Source organism: Duganella callida, from assembly GCF_004614165.1.
In the GTDB taxonomy this organism is placed as follows: Bacteria; Pseudomonadota; Gammaproteobacteria; order Burkholderiales; family Burkholderiaceae_D; genus Rugamonas; species Rugamonas callida.
The window spans coordinates 14,489-33,254 of sequence record NZ_SPVG01000088.1; the positions used below are offsets into that span (position 1 = coordinate 14,489).

The 18,766-nt window shown below is 63.5% G+C and carries 15 protein-coding genes; 5 read left to right on the forward strand and 10 right to left on the reverse strand.

Going from position 1 to position 18,766, the window contains the following annotated elements:
* The first annotated feature begins 44 nt into the window (after positions 1 to 44).
* Entirely contained in the window at positions 45 to 3,488 is a 3,444-nt protein-coding gene (gene mfd / locus E4L98_RS09130; protein ID WP_135201246.1) for a transcription-repair coupling factor, read from the forward strand.
* 40 nt (positions 3,489 to 3,528) lie between these two features.
* Positions 3,529 to 4,371, forward strand: a complete 843-nt coding sequence (gene serB / locus E4L98_RS09135; protein WP_135201247.1) for a phosphoserine phosphatase SerB — start codon at positions 3,529 to 3,531, stop codon at positions 4,369 to 4,371.
* Here the strand turns inward: serB and E4L98_RS09140 are convergent.
* On the reverse strand, positions 4,368 to 5,273 hold the full coding sequence (locus E4L98_RS09140) for a sensor domain-containing diguanylate cyclase (RefSeq protein ID WP_307722101.1): 906 nt from the start codon (positions 5,271 to 5,273) through the stop codon (positions 4,368 to 4,370). The genes serB and E4L98_RS09140 overlap by 4 nt on opposite strands.
* 221 nt (positions 5,274 to 5,494) lie before the next feature.
* Complete coding sequence (locus E4L98_RS09145; RefSeq protein ID WP_135201249.1) at positions 5,495 to 5,977, reverse strand: low molecular weight protein-tyrosine-phosphatase; 483 nt, start codon at positions 5,975 to 5,977, stop codon at positions 5,495 to 5,497.
* Positions 5,978 to 6,034: 57 nt separating this feature from the next.
* Between E4L98_RS09145 and E4L98_RS09150 the strand changes: the two genes are divergently transcribed.
* Positions 6,035 to 6,928: an alpha/beta hydrolase family protein gene (locus E4L98_RS09150; protein ID WP_135201250.1), complete on the forward strand. Its 894-nt coding sequence runs from the start codon at positions 6,035 to 6,037 to the stop codon at positions 6,926 to 6,928.
* Between the two features lie 56 nt (positions 6,929 to 6,984).
* Positions 6,985 to 7,347 (forward strand): DUF4870 family protein, encoded by a 363-nt coding sequence (locus tag E4L98_RS09155; protein ID WP_135201251.1) that lies wholly within the window; start codon positions 6,985 to 6,987, stop codon positions 7,345 to 7,347.
* Here the strand turns inward: E4L98_RS09155 and E4L98_RS09160 are convergent.
* Genes E4L98_RS09160 through E4L98_RS31160 form a run of 3 tightly spaced genes read right to left on the reverse strand, consistent with a single transcriptional unit; the run spans position 7,344 to position 11,730 of the window.
* Positions 7,344 to 8,753, reverse strand: a complete 1,410-nt coding sequence (locus E4L98_RS09160) for a UdgX family uracil-DNA binding protein (protein WP_135201252.1) — start codon at positions 8,751 to 8,753, stop codon at positions 7,344 to 7,346. The two genes, E4L98_RS09155 and E4L98_RS09160, sit on opposite strands and share 4 nt — an antisense overlap.
* Positions 8,750 to 9,979 carry a putative DNA modification/repair radical SAM protein gene (locus tag E4L98_RS09165; protein ID WP_135201253.1) on the reverse strand — a complete coding sequence of 410 codons (1,230 nt, stop codon included), beginning with the start codon at positions 9,977 to 9,979 and terminating at the stop codon, positions 8,750 to 8,752. Before E4L98_RS09165 ends, E4L98_RS09160 begins: the two co-directional genes overlap by 4 nt.
* Positions 9,980 to 10,038: 59 nt before the next feature.
* Complete coding sequence (locus E4L98_RS31160) at positions 10,039 to 11,730, reverse strand: methyl-accepting chemotaxis protein (RefSeq protein WP_307722100.1); 1,692 nt, start codon at positions 11,728 to 11,730, stop codon at positions 10,039 to 10,041.
* Positions 11,731 to 11,919: 189 nt separating this feature from the next.
* Here E4L98_RS31160 and E4L98_RS09175 point away from each other — a divergent pair, with 189 nt between their 5' ends.
* Positions 11,920 to 12,915 (forward strand): TauD/TfdA family dioxygenase, encoded by a 996-nt coding sequence (locus E4L98_RS09175; protein WP_135201254.1) that lies wholly within the window; start codon positions 11,920 to 11,922, stop codon positions 12,913 to 12,915.
* Here E4L98_RS09175 and hisC read toward each other — a convergent pair.
* The 5 genes from hisC to rimO form a co-directional block, all read right to left on the reverse strand.
* Positions 12,912 to 13,970, reverse strand: coding sequence for a histidinol-phosphate transaminase (gene hisC, locus E4L98_RS09180; RefSeq protein WP_135201255.1), 1,059 nt, complete (start codon positions 13,968 to 13,970; stop codon positions 12,912 to 12,914). The two genes, E4L98_RS09175 and hisC, sit on opposite strands and share 4 nt — an antisense overlap.
* The gene (locus E4L98_RS09185) at positions 13,967 to 15,136 is read right to left on the reverse strand and encodes a cystathionine beta-lyase (protein ID WP_135201256.1); all 1,170 of its coding nucleotides are present in this window, start codon (positions 15,134 to 15,136) and stop codon (positions 13,967 to 13,969) included. Before E4L98_RS09185 ends, hisC begins: the two co-directional genes overlap by 4 nt.
* Positions 15,137 to 15,138: 2 nt before the next feature.
* On the reverse strand, positions 15,139 to 16,323 hold the full coding sequence (locus E4L98_RS09190) for a YncE family protein (RefSeq protein WP_135201257.1): 1,185 nt from the start codon (positions 16,321 to 16,323) through the stop codon (positions 15,139 to 15,141).
* 35 nt (positions 16,324 to 16,358) lie between these two features.
* Complete coding sequence (locus tag E4L98_RS09195) at positions 16,359 to 17,189, reverse strand: creatininase family protein (protein ID WP_135201258.1); 831 nt, start codon at positions 17,187 to 17,189, stop codon at positions 16,359 to 16,361.
* An 82-nt stretch (positions 17,190 to 17,271) separates the two neighbouring features.
* Entirely contained in the window at positions 17,272 to 18,663 is a 1,392-nt protein-coding gene (gene rimO, locus E4L98_RS09200) for a 30S ribosomal protein S12 methylthiotransferase RimO (protein WP_135201259.1), read from the reverse strand.
* Positions 18,664 to 18,766 lie beyond the last annotated feature (103 nt).

The window sequence follows — 18,766 nt, forward strand, 5'->3', positions numbered from 1 at the left end:
GGCGTTGCCACCCGGCGATGCCCGGATAACCGTTGAAGAGTGTTGTGTCGTCAGCCTTAACTAAATCCATTCCCAAACCCGGCAACCGCTTTGCCCTGCCCGCACTGCATGGCTCTGCGGATGCGTACGCGCTGGCGCAAGTGGCGCTGGATCTGAAATCGCGCGGCCAGATGCTGGCCGTATTTGTCGCCAGCGCCAGCGACGCCCAACGCCTGCGCGACGAGATCCCCTGGTTCGGCGGCGACCAGCTGCGCTGCCATCTGTTGCCGGACTGGGAAACCCTGCCCTATGACGCTTTCTCGCCGCACCAGGATCTGGTGTCCGAGCGCCTCGCCACGCTGCACGAGATCTCCAGCGGCCAGTGCGATGTGATGCTGGTGCCGGCCACCACCGCGCTGGTGCGCATGGCGCCGCCGTCCTTTCTGGCCGCCTACACCTTCTTTTTCCAGCAGGGCGAGTCGCTCGACGAGGCGCAACTGAAATCGCAGCTCACGCTGGCCGGCTACACCCACGTCACGCAGGTGATGTCGCCCGGCGAATATTCGGTGCGCGGCGGCCTGATCGATCTGTTCCCCATGGGCTCCGCCCTGCCCTACCGCCTCGACCTGTTCGGCGACACCATCGAAACCATCCGCACCTTCGATGCCGATACCCAGCGCTCGCTGTATCCGGTGAAGGAAGTGCGCTTGCTGCCGGGCCGCGAGTTCCCCATGGACGAAGCCTCGCGCACCGCCTTCCGCAGCCGCTGGCGCGAACATTTCGAAGGCGATCCTTCGCGTGCCACGATTTACAAGGACATCGGCAACGGCATCGCCTCGGCCGGCATCGAATACTACCTGCCGCTGTTCTTCGAGCAGACCGCGACGCTGTTCGATTATCTGCCGCAAGGCGCGGTGATCGCCACCGTCGGCGATATCGAGGCGGCCATCAAGCGCTTCTGGACCGACACTTCGTCGCGCTACCGCTTCATCAAGGCCGACCGCGAACGCCCCATCATGGCGCCGGAAGTCCTGTTCCTCAGCGACGAGCAGTTCTTCGTCCAGGCCAAGCCCTATCCGCAACTGGCGATCCGCAAGAATCCGGAGGCCGGCGCGTCCGAGCTGTCGGCGCCGATCCCGGACGTGGCGGTGAATCGCCATCTCGACGATCCGCTGACCAATCTGCGCGCCTTCCTGCTGCGCGCCGGCAGCCGCGTGATGCTGTGCGCCGAATCCAACGGCCGCCGCGAGACGCTGCAGCAGTATTTCAGCGAATACGACCTGGCGCCGGCGCTGGTGGAAGGTTTCGATGGCTTCCTGGCCTCGGACGCCAAGGTGGCGCTGGGGGTGGCCCCGCTGCACGCGGGCTTCGAGCTGTCCGCGCCCGACGCGAATCTGATCTTCATCACCGAGACCGAGCTGTATGCGGGCTCCGGCCGCCGCGTCGGCAAAAAGAAGCAGGAAGCCGTGACCCAGGTCGAGCACATGGTGCGCGATCTGTCCGAGCTGAAGATCGGCGATCCGGTGGTGCACGTCAACCACGGCATCGGCCGCTACATGGGCCTGATCAGCATGGACCTGGGCGAAGGCGACGCCGAGTTCCTGCACCTCGAATACGCCAAGGAGACCAAGCTGTACGTGCCGGTCTCGCAGTTGCACGTGATCTCGCGCTACTCCGGCGCCTCGCCGGAAGACGCGCCGCTGCACACGCTGGGCTCCGGCCAGTGGGAGAAAGCCAAGCGCAAGGCCGCCGACCAGGTGCGCGACACCGCCGCCGAACTGCTCAACCTCTACGCCCGCCGCGCCGCGCGCCAGGGGCACGCATTCGAGTACTCGGCGCACGATTACGAGCGCTTCGCCGACAGCTTCGGCTTCGACGAAACGCCGGACCAGCAGGCCGCGATCAACAGCGTGATCGTCGACATGACCTCCGGCAAGCCGATGGACCGCCTGGTCTGCGGCGACGTCGGCTTCGGCAAGACGGAAGTGGCGCTGCGCGCCGCCTTCATCGCGGTCATGGGCGGCAAGCAGGTGGCCATCCTGGCGCCGACCACGCTGCTGGCCGAGCAGCACGCGCAGACCTTTGCCGACCGCTTTGCCGACTGGCCGGTGAAGATCGCCGAAATGTCGCGCTTCCGCACCGGCAAGGAGATCTCGCAGGCCATCAAGGGCATGCAGGACGGGACGCTGGACATCGTCATCGGCACCCACAAGCTGCTGTCGGACGACGTCAAATTCACCCGTCTCGGCCTGGTGATCATCGACGAGGAACACCGTTTCGGCGTGCGCCAGAAGGAAGCCCTGAAATCGCTGCGCGCCGAAGTGGACGTGCTGACGCTGACCGCCACGCCGATTCCGCGCACGCTGGGCATGGCGCTGGAAGGCCTGCGCGACTTTTCGGTGATCGCCACCGCGCCGCAGAAGCGCCTGGCGATCAAGACCTTCGTGCGCAGCGAGGGCGAGTCCATCATCCGCGAAGCCTGCCTGCGTGAGCTCAAGCGCGGCGGGCAGGTCTACTTCCTGCACAACGAGGTGGAGACCATCCAGAACCGCCTGGCGATGCTGACGGCGCTGCTGCCGGAGGCGCGCATCGCCGTCGCCCACGGCCAGATGCACGAGCGCGACCTGGAAAAGGTGATGCGCGATTTCGTCGCCCAGCGCTTCAACATCCTGCTGTGCACCACGATCATCGAAACCGGTATCGACGTGCCGACCGCGAATACCATCATCATGCACCGCGCCGACAAGTTCGGCCTGGCGCAGCTGCACCAGCTGCGCGGCCGCGTCGGCCGTTCGCACCACCAGGCATACGCTTACCTGCTGGTGCACGATGTGCAGTCGCTGACCAAACAGGCGCAGCGCCGCCTGGACGCGATCCAGCAGATGGAAGAACTGGGCTCCGGCTTCTACCTGGCCATGCACGATCTGGAAATCCGCGGCGCCGGCGAGGTGCTGGGCGACAGCCAGTCGGGCGAGATGACCGAGATCGGCTTCCAGCTGTATTCGGAGATGCTGAACGAGGCGGTGCGCGCGCTCAAGGCCGGCAAGGAGCCGGACCTGGCGGCGCCGCTGGCCACCACCACCGAGATCAACCTGCACGTGCCGGCCCTGCTGCCGGCAGACTTCTGCGGCGACGTTCACGAACGGCTGTCGATTTACAAGCGCCTGGCCAACTGCGAATCGCAGGAGCGGATCGACGATATCCAGGAAGAGCTGATCGACCGCTTCGGCAAGCTGCCGGATGCCGTCAAGTCGCTGATCGAAACGCACCGTCTGCGCCTGCTGGCCAAAACCGTCGGCATCGTCAAGATCGACGCCCATGGCGAAGCGGTGAATCTGCAGTTCATGCCGCAGCCGCCGATCGATCCGATGCGCATCATCCAGCTGATCCAGAAGAACCGCCAGATCAAGCTGAATGGCCAGGACAAGCTGAAAATCACCGCCAGCATGCCGGACTTGTCGGCGCGGGTCACGCAGATCAAGAGCGCGATCAAACAGCTCACAGCATAATTAACTTTTCATCCGCAACATGAAAAACGCAAATACCGCAATGAATCTCGTCCTGCAGGGTGTGGGCGATTGCCAGGCGCGCCTGGAACGTATCGCCGCCCTGACGGCGCCGACCAATCTGACCTGGGTCGGCGAACGCGCGCTGCGCTGCGAGGGCATCGCCTTCTCGCCGGCGCTGCGCCAGACCATCGAAGTGGCGGCGCAGGCGGCGCAGCTGGACACCACCTACTCCATCGGTTATCACAAGATGAGCGAGTTCAAGCTGGTCGCCATGGACATGGATTCGACCCTGATCACCATCGAGTGCATCGACGAAATCGCCGACATGCAGGGCCTGAAGCCGCAGGTGTCGGAGATCACGGAGGCAGCGATGCGCGGCGAGCTGGATTTCTCGGAGAGCCTGCAGCGCCGCGTGGCGCTGCTGGAGGGGCTGGACGCGTCGGCGCTGGAGCGCGTCTACGAAGAACGCCTGCAGCTGTCGCCGGGCGCCGCAGAGATGCTGCAGGCGGTGCAGGCTGCCGGCCTGAAAACCCTGCTGGTGTCGGGCGGTTTCACCTTTTTCACCGACCGGCTGAAACAACGCCTGGGCATCGACTACAGTAACGCCAACCAGCTGGAAATCATTGACGGCCGGCTGACCGGCAAGGTGATCGGCAATATCGTCGACGCCGAGGAAAAGAAGCGCACGGTGGAGCGTGTCTGCGCGCAGCTGGGCATTCTGCCGTCGCAAGCCATCGTCATGGGCGACGGCGCCAATGACCTGAAGATGATGGGGATTTCCGGCATGTCGGTGGCGTTCCGCGCCAAGCCGGTGGTGCGCGAGCAGGCCAACGTCGCCCTCAACTTCGTCGGCCTGGACGGCATCCTGCCGCTACTGACCTAGTGCCGGCGCTTGGCCGCCTTGAGCAGATACATCTTGGCGTCGCCGGCGGCCAACAAACCCTCGACCGACTGCGGATCGCTGGGCTGGAACTCCACCAGCCCGCTGGAAAACGCCAGATCGTAGCCGCGCCGCGCCTGCGCATTGTAGTCATGCAGCTGCAGGCAGAATTTCTGGATCACCACCTCCGCCTCCTGCTCGTTGGCGCCGGTCAGCAGCACCACGAATTCATCGCCGCCCATGCGCGCGCACAGGTCGGTGCTGCGGAAGCTGTTGCGCATCACCTCGGCGAATTTCGCCAGCGCGAAGTCGCCCTCGGCGTGGCCGAATTTATCGTTGACCGGCTTGAAGCCATCGAGATCGATGAACGCCAGCGTGGCAGGCTGGTGATGGCGCACGCAAAAGCTGAGACCATACTCGGCCAGCTGCAGGAAGCCGCGCCGGTTGGAAATGGCGGTCAGCTCATCGGTGGTGGCAGTCTGAAACGCCTCCAACTCATCCTCCACCATGGCGGCCAGGTCGCGCAGCGCAGCGGCATCGTCCGCGTCGAAATCGCGCGGCTTGGTGTCCAGCAGACACAAGGTACCCAGCTTGACGCCACCGGCCGAGCGCAGCGGCATGCCGGCATAGAAGCGGATATGGGGGGCGCTGGTCACCAGCGGATTATCGGCAAAGCGCTCGTCGGCGAGGGCGTTGCGGATCAGGAAAATATCGTCGCCCAGGATGGCATGGCCGCAGAAAGACACGTTGCGCGGCGTCTCGGTGACATCGTCCAGCCCGGAACGCGACTTGAACCATTGGCGGTTTTCGTCGACCAGGCTGACCAACGCCACCGGCACGCCGAACAGGCGCCGCGCCATGCGCGTCACGCGGTCGAAACGCTCTTCGGGCGGCGTGTCGAGCACATTCAAAGACCGGAGTTTCGCAATCCTCGATGTCTCGTTAAGTGGAATGCCTGGCTCTACCAAGTGGGCCTCCTCAGCTATGCATGCGTTGTAAAGGCAATACTATCCCAACTCGCTTGCGGCTGCCAGATTGCCGTACACGGCCGGCGTCGGCCGGGCCGGCAATTGTTGCATCAAGTAACACTCGGCTACCCGCCCGGCATATGATTCTCGCGAGCAGCTTATTTTGCTTGCTGCGTTAATTTCCGCAACAATCCCTCCGCGGCACTCTCGAGATAGTCCAGCACCAGGTCGAAGCCCTTGCCGCCGCCGTAGTAGGGATCGGGCACCACGTCCGAGTCGCGGCGCGCGGCGTGCGACATCATCAGGCTCAGTTTGTGCTGGTGTTCGGGCGGACAGATGGCCTGCAGCAGCTTGAGGTTGTCGTGGTCCATCGCCACCACGTGATCGAATGCCGCGAAATCACTGGCCTTGACCTTGCGCGAGCGCTGGGCCGACAGATCGTAGCCGCGCTTGAGCGCGTATTCCATCGAGCGGGCGTCGGGCGGCTCGCCGACGTGGTAGCCATGGGTGCCGGCCGAGTCGATGACGAAGCGGTCTTTCAAGCCCGCCGCTTCCACGCGATGGCGGAACACGCCTTCCGCCGTCGGCGAACGGCAGATATTCCCCATGCACACGAACAGCACCGATACCTGTCTGGTCATGTGGCCACTCCTTATATAATAGACATCTTTGTATTTTATGCGAAAAGAGGAAGGTTTATGACTGTCAGCTGCGGATGCCGTTCGAGCACGGTTCACGATGCAACCCAGGGGGCGGACGTGCCGCTGGCGGTGCTGTATCCGGCGCAGGGAGCCGAAAAGCTCGCGCATTTCGGACCGTATTCGCTGGCGGTGGCCACGGACGCGCCACCGGCCGACGGCGTGTATCCGCTGGTGGTGGTTTCGCACGGCCACTCCGGCACGCCGTGGGCTTACCGTGAGCTGGCCAAACACCTGGTGCTGAACGGCTTCGTGGTCGCGCTGCCGGCGCACACGGGCAATACGCGGCTCGACAATAACCTGGCCGGCACCGCGGCCAACCTGGCCAATCGCCCGCGCCATCTGAGCCTGACCATCGATGCCGTGCTGGCCGATCCGCTGCTGAAGGCGCATGTCGCCACCAACGGCGTCGCCATCATCGGCCATTCGATCGGCGGCTACACGGCGCTGGCGGCGGCAGGCGGCGAGGCCTGGAGCGGTCCCTACGAACGCAAGGCCTCGCACGCGCTGCCGGAACCAGTGCCGGTGACGCCCGACGCGCGCATCCGCGCGCTGGTGCTGCTCAACCCCGCCACCTTCTGGTTCATCGCCGGCTCGTTGCGGCCGGTTAACCTGCCGATCCTGATGCGTACCGGCGAAAAGGATGAGATTACGCCGATCGAGCACGCCAACAAGATCATCGAAGGCGTCGGCGACCCATCGCTGATCGAACACAAGGACATTCCGGGCGCCGGCCACTTCGCCTTCATGAGCAAGTTCCCGCCGGAGATGACGCGGCCGAATTTCAAACCCTCGCAAGACCCGGAAGGCTTCGACCGCGAGGCGATACAGCCGGAGTTCTTTGCCGACGTGACCGCCTTCCTGAAGCGCACTATGTTCGCTGCCGCACCATAGCCCGCGTCGCGCGCCGTTATACTAAAATCAAACCCCGGGAGAGAAAGGAAAACGCCATGTCGCAACAACTGGTACTCGACAATCGCCTCGAATCGATCAAGACCACCGCCTGGTGGCTGTATGTGATCCACGCGGTCAGCTTCGTCTTCTCGCTGGGCGCGTTTTCCATCATCCCGCTGATTCTCAACTACCTGCAGCGGCCCAGCAGCGAAAACACCTTCGTCCACAGCCATCACACCTGGATGATACGGTCGTTCTGGTGGTATGTGGTGTGGGTGGTGGTGGGCGCGGCGTTCTTCGCCACCTTCATCGGCATCCCGGTGGCGTGGCTGATCTGGATCGGCGCCTGGCTGTGGAAGGCTTACCGGCTGATCACCGGCATCGTGCGCATCAACCGCAACGAGCCGGCGCCGGTTTAATTGCCGATCAACTTCAGCGCCTGGCGCAGGCCGTCGACGATCACCTCGTAGGCCTGATGCCGGCTCGCCTCGTCCGGCGCACGCAGCACATAGGACGGGTGATACACGGTGATCACCCAGCGTCCGTCGTGCTGGAACGGCGCGTCCATCACCGACTTCATGGTCGCGCTGCCTTTTTCCAGCACCGATTTCAGCGCAGTGCTGCCAAGTGCAACGATCACCTCCGGCTTGACGCGCTCCAGCTCCTTTTCCAGCCACAGGTGACAGGCCGCGACTTCCTTCTGTGCCGGCGTCTTGTGCAGACGGCGCTTGCCGCGCAGCTCCCACTTGAAGTGCTTGACGGCGTTGGTCAGGTAAACCGAGTCGCGCTGCAGTCCCGCTTCGGCCATCGCGCGTTCCAGCACCGCGCCCGCCGGACCGACGAACGGCAATCCCTGCAGATCCTCCTGGTCGCCCGGCTGCTCGCCCACCAGCATGATGCGCGCGTTCTGCGGGCCGACGCCGGGCACGGCCTGGGTGGCGTTGCGCCACAGGTCGCAGCGGCGGCACTGGTCCAGCGTACTCGGTTCCTCGCGCTGCGGCTGCGCGCGTTCGGCCGAGACCGGAATCACCGTGCCGCCGCGACGGCCCACGGTGCTGGTCTGCCCGGTGCGCCGTTCGCCGTTGGCGGCGGCGGTCACCATCTGCGGCACGATGGCCCCTTCCGGCAGGTTTTTCCAGAAACGCGAGGGAATATGGCTGCGCAGCTGATCGGCATTGACGCGCGCCGGATTGAAGATGCTGCGGTAATAGGTCAGCCACAGCGCCTCGCCGGCATCGTCGATCTCGGCGGCGCTGCGCATCAGCGGCGGCGCGTCGTGCAGGTGCTCCCCATCCCAGATCACGGCGGCCTTGGGCGTGGCGATCATCCAGGTGGCGCTGCCCATGCGGCGCGCAAAGTGCAGCGCCACCTGCGGCAGCACATCGTGGGTCGGTTCGAACCAGGCGACGAAGCGCGGACCGTCGCCGCCCAGGCGCTCCCTGAAACGTACATAAGCGTGCATATCGTGTTCCTCGCGTCGGACGGCCTTGGCCATGGCATACAGGCGCGCACCATCCTGGTCTGCGGCGGAGAGGACGTCGCGCTGGCCCAGATGCCAGCGCCACAGCACCTTGTAAAGAAAGGCCCAGCGATCGGGCGCGCTGTAGCAGGCGGCGCCGATCAGCAGTTCCATCAGCTGACGCGGCAAGCGCAGCGCCGTCTCCGCGGCGGCAACCGGAGCGTCATCGCCGGCGCCGCCCGAAAACAGGTCGCTGTCATCCTCGCTGCCAGCCCATTCTACGGATTCCGGCGGAACTCGGCGCGCGATTAGCTCCCTGGCCGCCGCGCGCCACTCGTCGAACGAGCGCACCACCTTGCGCGTCATGCGGCCTGCAACTCCGGCCACAGATTCATCTGGCGCGGCGCCTCCGCCATGGTCCGGCGCAGGTGCTCGGACGGACTGCTGTCGTTGGACGGAAAATAGTCCGCCGTGATGATGAAAGGCGAAATCTTCTTCATGCTGCACCTCAGCCGCGATAAATCGGCGTAGCGTATCTGCCGCAAACGGCGCAGCTCCACCAGGCGCTGCGCATTGCGCAAGCCTATCCCGGGCACGCGCGCGATCATGTGCGGCTCCGCACGGTTCAGATCCAATGGAAAATGCTCGCGGTGCGACAGCGCCCAGGCCAGCTTGGGATCGATGTCCAGCGCCAGGTTGCCGCTGGCCGGCAGCAGCTCCCGCACCTGGAAGCCATAACCGCGCAGCAGGAAGTCGGCCTGATACAGCCGGTGCTCGCGCTGCATCGGCGGCGGCGCCAGCGGCACGCTTTTCGGACTGTGCGGGATCGGGCTGAACGCCGAGTAGTACACGCGTTTCAGCTTGTAGCTGCCGTACAGCGTCTCGGCCGTCGTCAGGATCTGCTGGTCATCGCTGGCGTCGGCGCCGACGATCATCTGCGTGCTCTGCCCGGCCGGCGCGAAGCGCGGCGCCTTCGGTTCTTCCGCCTTCTCATCGAGTTTGCGGCGGATCGAGCCCATGGCCAGCTTGATGGTGTGGACGCTTTTTTCCGGCGCCAGCTGCTGCACGCTGTCCTGGGTCGGCAGTTCGATGTTGACGCTTAAACGGTCGGCATAGCGCCCCGCCGCCGCGATCAGCGCCGGATCGGCGTCGGGAATGGTCTTCAGATGGATGTAGCCGCGGAACTGGTGCACCTCGCGCAGCTCGCGCGCCACCTGCACCAGCTGCTCCATGGTGTAATCGGCCGACTGGATGATGCCTGAGCTGAGAAACAGCCCGTCGATGTAATTGCGCAGATAAAAATCGGTGGTGAGCTTGACCACCTCCGCCACCGTGAAGCGCGCCCGCGGCACATTGGAAGTGCGGCGGTTTACGCAATACTGGCAATCGTATAAACAATAATTGGTCAGCAGGATCTTGAGCAACGAGACGCAGCGCCCATCCGGCGTGTAGCTGTGGCAGATGCCCATGCCGGTGGTCGCGCCGAAACCATCCTTGCCGATCGAGTTGCGTTTGGGCGCCCCGCTGCTGGCGCAAGAGGCGTCGTACTTGGCCGCATCGGCCAGGATTTCCAGCTTGTCCTTGATCTCCATCACGCTTCCGATATACTGTTCTTATATACAGTATATCAGCAAACGCGCGGAAAGCCACCCTATCGTGACGACATTGCCAGCCGTCGTGGCTGCGGCGCCGCACGACGGGCCGGCGCCGATGGCGGCCCATCCACGCCGCGCGGCGGTTGGCGCAGCGCGCTTTCCTCCTGCGCGTTCAGCTGGAACACGCTGACCAGCTGGGCCAGCGCGGTGGCCTGTTCCTGCATGCTCTGCGCCGCCGTTGCCGCCTGCTGCACCAGTTCCGCGTTCTGCTGGGTCACCGTGTCCATCTGCGTGATGGCCTGGTTCACCTGCTCGATGCCGTGGCTCTGCTCCTTGCCGGCATGGGTGATTTCCGCCATCAGCTCGGTCACGCGGCGCACGCTGTCCACCACCTGCTCCATGGTGTGACCGGCTTCCGCCACCAGCTTGCTGCCCTGCTCCACCTGGGTGACCGAATTGTCGATCAATTCCTTGATCTCCTTGGCCGCACCGGCCGAGCGCTGCGCCAGATTGCGCACTTCCGACGCCACCACCGCAAAGCCGCGGCCCTGTTCGCCGGCACGCGCCGCCTCCACCGCGGCGTTCAGCGCCAGGATATTGGTCTGGAAGGCGATACCATCGATCACCGCAATGATGTCCGAAATCTTGTGCGACGAAGCGTCGATCGATTCCATGGTGGTGACCACGCGCGCCACCACCTCGCTGCCGGCCTGCGCCACCTGCGAGGCGGAACCGGCCAGCTGATTGGCCTGCGCCGCCACGTCGGAATTCTGGCGCACGGTGGAGGTCAACTCCTCCATCGACGCCGCCGTCTCTTCCAGCGAACTGGCCTGCTGCTCGGTGCGCGAGGACAAGTCCAGATTTCCGGCAGCGATCTGGTCCGACGCCGACGCAATCACATGGGTGGAACTGCGCACGTCGGTCACGATCCTGGCCAGGCTGTCGCGCATGGTCTTCATCGCGTACAGCAGGCTGTGATCGTCGCCGGCGCGCACGTCTACCTGCGCCGACAGATCGCCCGCGGCGATACGGGTCACGATTTGCTCCGCATACGACGGTTCGCCGCCCAGCCCGCGCATCAGGGAGCGCGTGATGATCACCGCGCCGGCGGCGCCCAGCAGCACGCTACCTGCCAGCAGCGAAATAATCATCACCCGCGACGACGAATAACGGCGGCTGCCTTCTTGCGCCGCTTCCTTGCCGCCTTCGCTATACATGGTCACCAGCTTGTCGACCTGACCGCGCAGCGAGACAATCAGTTTATTCGATTCACCGCGTATCAGCTTTTTACTTAATTCAAAATCCCCGGCACGCACGGCGGCACGTATTTTAGCGTCCTCAGCCATATACCGCGCCCATTGTTCGACAAACGTTCCATACAGTTGCTTTTCCTCGGCAGTTTGTATCAGCGTCTCGAACTCTTTCTGCATTTTTTGCAAGTCTTCAAGGTCGGCGGCAATCACCTTGTCATATTTATCCATTTCCGCCTGATCGGTGGAAATAATATATTGAAACTCGCGCGTCCTTACGCGGGCCACTTGCGACTTAATATCTTCAATCACCCGCACACTGGGTAACCAGCGCGATGAAAGCCGCGTCGATATTTCGTTCACTTGTGATAATTCGAATATCGAAAACACACCGACGATAGCGGACATTAATAACACGACAAAAAATGCCAGCCCCAGCTTGGTAGCAATTGGCAATTCAGTCAAACCCTTCATTTGATACCCCCTGGTGGTGTGCATTTCCCTACATCATAACGTAGGACGATCGCTGTCCGGGAGACTTGTCGGCATTAAGCTACAAAGCCACACGCTTTCATGACAATACGAATGGTATAAAACCAAATATAAGCAGCTTACTCAGCCATTAAAACAACAAACGACTTTATTTTATTCAATTAGAATAACGGCGTTAATCTTTTGGAGGCCATTATGTTTTCATCACTGGAATATCAGGGAAAAATCGCCCACGCCATTGCCGATTTTTCATGGGATAGCGATCTGGACAAGATATTTGCGATATTAAGCCAGCGGTTTAATGGTTTTAACGACAATGGATTTTACCCGCATCCGGACGAGGTCGCCCTGCGGCAGGAGTTGAAGGAAGTCGCCACGCTGCGCAAGCTGAGCGAGCATATCCGTGACGTCAAGGCCAATGGCCTGGTGGTGCGCAACCTGGGCCTGGGCGACCTGCCGGAAGAGCGCCGCAATGCCGCGCTGTATGCGCTGACGCTGCTGCTGGGCTATCCCACCTCCACCGACCAGCGCACCGGCCGGGTGGCCTGGGACGTGAAAGCGCGGCCGGAACTGGGCGCCGATGGCCGCTTCGTCACCTTCTCCGAACGGGTGGGCAGCGCCGACATGCATACCGATTCTTCGTTCTATCCGATGCCGGAGGAGCAATTCATCCTGTACGTGGTCAACGCCGCGCAGTGCGACGGCGGCCACTCCATCCTGATCGACAGCGACGCCGTGTACGACGCGCTGCACCGCACGCCGGAAGGGGCGGCGGCATTCGCACTGCTGAGCAGCGCGAAGGTGCCGTTCCGCGTGCCGGCCGTGTATGCGGCCGGCGACGACGAGGTGGAAGTCTTTGAGGCGCTGGTATTCGGGCCGCCGACGCGCGCGGGCGAGCGCTTCACCATGCGCTGGCGTTATGACTCGATCAGGAAAGGCATGGCGGCGCGCCCGGACATGGTCAGCACGGAGCTGGAAGCCGCAGTCGAAACCATGCACCGCGTGGCCGAGCAGGAAGCGGCGCGCTTCATGGAACAGTTGCCGAACGATACGCTGATGTTGGCGGACAATCACCGCACGCTGCACGGCCGCACCACCTACACCGACGAGCGCCGGCACCTGATCCGCATCCGCATGTCGGATGTGCCGAACGCCCAGCGTATCGGACCGTCCGGCGTGGTCCGCGATTAAATCAGGATGTGTTTCAGCGCGGCGACCAGACTGGCGCATTCCTCATCGGTGCCGATGGAGATGCGCAGGAATTGGTCGATGCGCGCCGCCTTGAAGTGCCGGACCAGGATGGCGCGCTCACGCAAAGCCGCCGCCAGTCCGGCGCCATCATGCTGCGGGTGGCGGGCGAAGATGAAGTTGGCCTGCGACGGCAACACTTCGAAGCCCAGCTCCTCCATCTGCGTCGTCAGCCACGTGCGGCTGGCGATGATGGCGCGGGCGGTCTGCTCCATGTAGGCCGCATCATCCAATGCCGCCACCGCGCCAGCCTGCTGCACCTGCCCCAATGGATAGCAATTGAAGCTGTTTTTGACCCGCTCAAGTCCCGCGATCAGGTCCGGATGGCCGAGCGCGAAGCCGACGCGCAGGCCGGCCAGCGAACGCGATTTCGACAGGGTCTGGATCACCAGCAGATTGTCGTAACGGCCCAGCAGCGATGCCGCGCTCTGCGCGCCGAAGTCGACGTACGCCTCGTCGATTACCACCGGCTGGTCCGGATGGTCGGCCAGCAGCGTTTCGATCTGCGCCAGCGTCAGCGCAATGCCGGTCGGCGCGTTCGGATTGGCGAGGATGATGGCGCCGCAGGGCTGACGGTAGTCTTCCACATCGATCTCGAAGCGCGCGTTGAGCGGCACCTGCACCGATTCGATGCCATACAGGCTGCAGTAAGTCGGATAGAAACTGTAGCTGATGTCCGGGCTGAGCAGCGGCAGGTCGTGCTTGAGCAGCGCATGGAAGGTGTGCGCCAGCACCTCGTCCGAGCTGTTGCCGACGAAGACCTGCTCGCGACGCAGGCCGAAACGGTGCGCCACCGCGTCCTTCAGCACCGCGTTGGACGGATCGGAATACTTGCGCAAGCCATCGCCGAGCGCCGCCTGCATGGCCGCCAGCGCCTTGGGCGACGGGCCATACGGATTTTCGTTGGTATTCAGCTTGATCAGACCAGGCATCTGCACCTGCTCGCCCGGCGTGTACGGCGTCAGGCCATGCACCACTTCACTCCAGAATTTGCTCATCGCATGGCTCCGAAGGCTTGTTCGATATCGGCGATCAGGTCACTGACGTCTTCCAGGCCGACATTGAAGCGCACCAGTATGCCCTTGTTCGGCCAGTTCTTGCGCATGTGTTGTATCCGGTACGGCATCACCAGGCTGTTGGCGCCGCCCCAGCTGTAACCGATCTTGAACAGCTTGAGCGCATCGACGAAACGGTCGGTCTGTTCTTCGGTATAACGCTCGTCGAACAGCACCGAGAACAGGCCGCCCGCGCCGCTGAAGTCGCGCTTCCAGTGCTCATGGCCGGGACATTCCGGGAAGGCCGGGTGCAGCACCAGGCCAATCTCGGGCCGGGATTGCAGCCACGCCGCCAGCTTGCGCGCCGCCGCGTCATGCGCATCGAAACGCAGACGCATGGTCGGCAGGCCACGCGACACCAGATAGGCATCGTCCGCGCCCACGCCCATGCCCAGCCGCATATGCGACAGGCTGAGACGATCGTGCAGCTCGCGGTCGCGCGTGATCACGGCGCCCATCAGCACATCGGAGCCGCCGGACTGGTACTTGGTCAGCGCCTGCATGACGATGTCCACGCCCAGATCGAAACCGCGCAACGCCAGGCCGGCGGACCAGGTGTTATCGAGCGCAACCAGCACGCCCTTGTCGTGCGCCGCCTTGCAGATGGCCGGCAGGTCCGGCACTTCCATCGACACCGAGCCGGGCGCCTCGGTCCAGATCAGCTTCGTGTTCGGCAGTATCAGTCCGGCGATGCCGGCGCCGATCATGGGATCGTAGTAGCGCGCGGTGACGCCGAAATCGGCCGACAGCCAGCGCCCCAGCTCGCGATTGGGGTTGTAGACATTATCGGGCAACAGCACATCGTCGCCGGATTTCAGCAGCGCGAAGTCCACCATGGCGATGGCCGCCAGGCCACTGGGCGCCAGCAGACAGTATTTGCCGTCCTCGATCTCGGCCAGCCGCGCTTCCAGCGTAAACGTGGTGGGTGTGCCGTGCAGGCCGTAGGTATAGGCGTTCTTCTCTTTCCAGTCGCCGGAGCGCATGGCCGCGACATTCTTGAACAGCACAGTGGACGCATGATGGATGGCGCTCGGGAAGGCCGCGAAGCCTTCCGGCGCCTGGTAGTCCGTGTGTATCAACGCGGTCTGCGGGGATTTTTTGGTCGTCATGATCAGCGCATGTTCCCGGTATGGCCCAGCGAGTAGCGCCCCGGTTGCGGCCAGACGGTCAGGCCATGCGGCTCCTGTCCGACCTTGATCTGTTTGACGTCACCGCTGCCGGTGTCGATGCGATACACCACATCGTCGAAGCGGCCCGACAGCCAAAGGTACTTGCCGTCGGCGCTGACGTTGCCCATGTCCGGGCTGCCGCCGCCGGGGATACGCCAGGTCGACACCACCTTTTCGGTGGCAAAGTCGATCACGGTGACGCTGCCCTTGCCTTTGCGCTTGCCGTGAATACGGTGCGTACCGCGGTTGGCCACGTATAATTTGGTGCCATCGCGGCTCGGGTAGATGCCGTGCGCGCCGACGCCGGTCGGGATGAAGCCGACCTTGGTGAAGCTGGCGGCGTCGATGACGTGCACGCCGTCCGCTTCCATGTCGGCGATGTAGTAGCGCTTACCGTCCGGCGAGACACGGATATCCTGCGGCATGCCCTTCTTGGAGGTGCATACCTCGCTGGCCAAGAGGTCGTCCAGCGGCGATTTTTCCGAGAAGCGCGTGGCCGGCATGGACAGCTTCAGATAACCATCCACCTTGCGCGCGGCCAGGTCGATGCGCGCCACCGAGCCATTGAATTCGCAGGTAAAGATGGCGTAGCGGCCGTCCGGCGAAAAGTCCGCGTGGTTGATGCCGCCGCATTCGGGCGCGTCGATCGAGTACTGCATCTGCATGGTGTGCGGGTCGCGGAAATCCAGGCGGTGCAGCGCCTCGGCCACCACGATGGCCGATTTGCCATCCGGGCTGAAATACATATTGTAGGGATCATCCACCGGAATCTGCGTGCCTGGCTTGCCGGTGCGCGGATCGATCGGCGTCAGGCTGCCCTTGTTGGTGCGCTCGGCGTTGTTGGCGACCCACAGCGATTGCAGGTCCCAGCCAGGCACCACGTGCTGCGGCCCGACGCCGACCTTGAACTTGTCGACCACCTTCAGCGTCTCCGGATCGATCACATAGACGTCGTTGGAACGCAGGTTGGGCACGTAGACGCGCTGCAGATGGTCCTTGGTGACCGGATTCATATTCGACGGAGCGATGCCGGCATACACGTTGGCCGGCGCGGCGGATGCCTGGACGGCGGCGGTCAGGCCGGCCGCGGCCAGTGCGGCATAAACGATGCGGTTCATGGGTTTCATGTGGACTCTTTAATGGGACTCTTTAATGGAACTCTTTAACGGGACTCTTCGGTAAAGGCATTGATGGCGGCGACCGAGGTATCGATAATATGCTGTACCCCCAGTTTGCCCAATTCTACGGTGGCGCGGCGGGCATCGCCATGCACGCCTTCCTTCGCGCTCGGTGCCGGGCCATGCGCCAGCGCGTCGGCGCGCACCAGCGACTTGTCGGTGGCCAGCATCAGCGACGCATCGGCCAGGCCGGCGTGCAGGCCGATTTCGGCCTTGCTGTAACCGCGTTTTTCCAGCTCCGCCACATAGGCTTCCTGCGTGACGTCGTAGTACGCCAGCAGCGCCAGGGCATGCGCGCGGCCGTCCTTGGCCCAGGCCTTGTTCAGCCGCTGGGCGACGCGGGTTTCATTCTTCTGGTAGCCGCCGTGGTCGCCGATCAGGATGACGTGGCGGAAGCCATGCTGGCGCAGGCTCTGACCGGCCGAGACCAGCAAGTCCTCAAACGTCTGATCGGGTATCGACAGCGTGCCGGCAAAGCGCATGTGCGCGGCCGGCGGCGTGATGCTGCCCTCGGGGACGTACGACACCACCGGCGCCACGATGGCGTTGCCCAGCTTTTGCGCGATCATGCGCGCCAGCACGGTGGCGCGCACATTGTGTTTGCCGAGGGCGATGTACGGACCGCTCTGTTCGGTCCCGCCGATCGGGATGATGACGGTGGTGGCGCCGGCGTCGATGCGGGCGCGAAGTTCGGTGCTGGTCAGTTCTTCCAGCATCACGGAAGCGGTGTCGGCGGCGGCCGCGGAACCGGCCAGTGCCGCCACCATCAGGCAGGCGGCCAGCGCCGCCCGCAAATTCAAGCGCAAATCAGGCATAAGCTGCTTTATTTAACAAAAAAGGCGGACCGCTCCAAGCTGGTCCGCCTTCATTATAGAGGATGAATGGTTAAATCCGTCCTTAAAGCGCCGCACCCCACAGATCGTGTGCGTCGGACGCGGTGATTTTCACATCGACGAACTGGCCGACCACCAGTTTCTTGTGCGGCTCGAACGGCGGCTTGACGTACACCACGCCGTCGATTTCCGGCGCATCGGCGGCGGAGCGGCCGACGCCGCCGGTGCGGTTGACCTCATCGATCAGCACGCGCACGGTCTTGCCGACCTTGGCTTTCAGGCGGTTCTTCGAGATCTCTTCCTGCAGCTGCATCACGCGGCCGCGGCGCTCTTCGCGCACTTCTTCCGGCACCGGATTAGCCAGTTCGTTGGCGGTGGCGCCTTCCACCGGCGAATAGGCGAAGCAGCCCAGGCGATCGATCTGTGCTTCCTTCAGGAAGTCCAGCAGATACTGGAATTCCGCCTCGGTCTCGCCCGGGAAGCCGGCAATGAAGGTGGAGCGGATGGTCAGCTCCGGATTCATCGCGCGCCAGGCCAGTATGCGGTCCAGGTTCTTTTCGCCGCTGGCCGGACGCTTCATGCGCTTCAGCACATCGGGATGCGCGTGCTGCAGCGGGATGTCCAGATAAGGCAGCACGTGTTCGCCCATGAACGGGATCACCTGGTCGACGTGCGGGTACGGATACACATAATGCATGCGCACCCAGGCGCCGTAGGACTTGGCCAGCTCTCCCAGCGCTTCCATCAGCTGCGTCATGTGGGTCTTGATCGGACGGCCGTTCCAGAAGCCGGTGCGGAACTTGACGTCCACGCCGTAGGCCGAGGTGTCCTGCGAAATCACCAGCAGTTCCTTGACGCCCGACTTGAACAGGTTTTCCGCCTCCAGCATCAGCTCACCGATAGGACGCGACACCAGATCGCCGCGCATCGACGGGATGATGCAGAACGAGCAGCGGTGGTTGCAGCCTTCCGAAATCTTCAGGTAGGCGTAGTGCTTGGGCGTCAGCTTGATGCCCTGGGCCGGAATCAGATCGATGAACGGCTCGTGCGGTTTCGGCAGATGCTGGTGCACCGAGTCCATCACCTCGCCCAGCGCGTGCGGGCCGGTCACGGCCAGCACTTTCGGGTGGACCTTGGTGATCAGGTCCGAGCCGTCGGCATCCTTCTTGGCGCCCAGGCAGCCGGTCACGATCACCTTGCCGTTTTCCGCCAGCGCCTCGCCGATGGCGTCCAGCGATTCCTGCACTGCGGCGTCGATGAAGCCGCAGGTGTTGACGATCACCAGATCGGCGCCGTCATATGACTTGGCGGTTTCGTAGCCTTCGGCGCGCAGTTGGGTCAGGATCTGTTCGGAGTCGACCAGCGCCTTCGGGCAGCCGAGCGAAACGAAGCCCACCTTGGGTGCTGGCGCGCCGGCGGCTGGCTTGGGAAGACGGGAAAGTGGTTGCGATTGCATGATGGTTGCTTAAAACGTCACGAGAATTACGAGCAATCGGCGATTATACCATGATAGGATAACGGCTTGAGAGGGCGAAGCGCCCTACTGTTACAGGAGATTG